Annotated in this window: 1 protein-coding gene; it reads left to right on the top strand. The window is 61.4% G+C overall.

What is annotated here, in order from left to right; genetic code table 11:
• On the top strand, nt 1-1090 hold a 1090-nt coding region (gene clpX, locus ACFVNO_RS31070; protein ID WP_378898020.1), incomplete at both ends, for an ATP-dependent Clp protease ATP-binding subunit ClpX.

Raw genomic sequence — 1090 nt, 5'->3', positions numbered from 1 at the left:
CTCCTGGGATGCGTTGCCCAAGCCGCGGGAGATCTACGAGTTCCTGGATTCGTATGTGATCGGGCAGGAGCAGGCGAAGAAGGCGTTGTCGGTGGCGGTCTACAACCACTACAAGCGGGTGCGCTCGGAGGGGGAGCGTCCGGGTGGTGAGGATGTGGAGATCGCGAAGTCGAACATCCTGCTGTTGGGTCCGACGGGGTCGGGCAAGACGTTGTTGGCGCAGACGCTGGCGCGGATTTTGAACGTGCCGTTCGCGATCGCCGATGCGACGGCGCTGACGGAGGCGGGGTATGTCGGTGAGGATGTGGAGAACATCCTGTTGAAGTTGATCCAGGCGGCCGATTACGACGTGAAGAAGGCCGAGACGGGGATCATCTACATCGACGAGGTGGACAAGGTCGCTCGGAAGAGTGAGAATCCGTCGATCACGCGGGATGTGTCGGGGGAGGGTGTGCAGCAGGCGTTGTTGAAGATCTTGGAGGGGACGACGGCGAGTGTGCCTCCGCAGGGTGGGCGGAAGCATCCTCATCAGGAGTTCATTCAGATCGATACGACGAATGTGCTGTTCATCTGTGGTGGGGCGTTTGCTGGGTTGGACAAGATCATCGAGTCGCGTACGGGGCGGCAGGGGATGGGGTTCAACGCGGTGTTGCGGTCGAAGGAGGAGTTGGCGGGGGGCGGTTTCGGTGAGGTGATGCCGGAGGATCTGTTGAAGTTCGGGATGATTCCGGAGTTCATCGGGCGGTTGCCGGTGATCACGAGTGTGCATGATCTGGATCGGGGGGCGTTGATCCGGATTCTGACGGAGCCGCGTAATGCGTTGGTGAAGCAGTATCAGCGGTTGTTCGAGTTGGACGGTGTGGGGTTGGAGTTCACGCCGGACGCGTTGGAGGCGATCGCTGAGCAGGGGATCATTCGGGGGACGGGTGCGCGTGGGTTGCGGGCGATCATCGAGGAGGTGTTGTTGTCGGTGATGTACGAGGTGCCGTCTCGTGAGGATGTGGGTCGGGTGATCATTTCGCGGGAGACGGTGATCGACAACGTGAATCCGACGATCGTGCCGCGGGCGCAGATCGAGCCCGAGCACCGC

Origin of the sequence: Nocardiopsis sp. NPDC057823 (assembly GCF_042797335.1) — a bacterium.
Lineage (GTDB): Bacteria > Actinomycetota > Actinomycetes > Streptosporangiales > Streptosporangiaceae > Nocardiopsis > Nocardiopsis changdeensis.
This window is presented reverse-complemented; position numbering and strand designations above follow the sequence as displayed.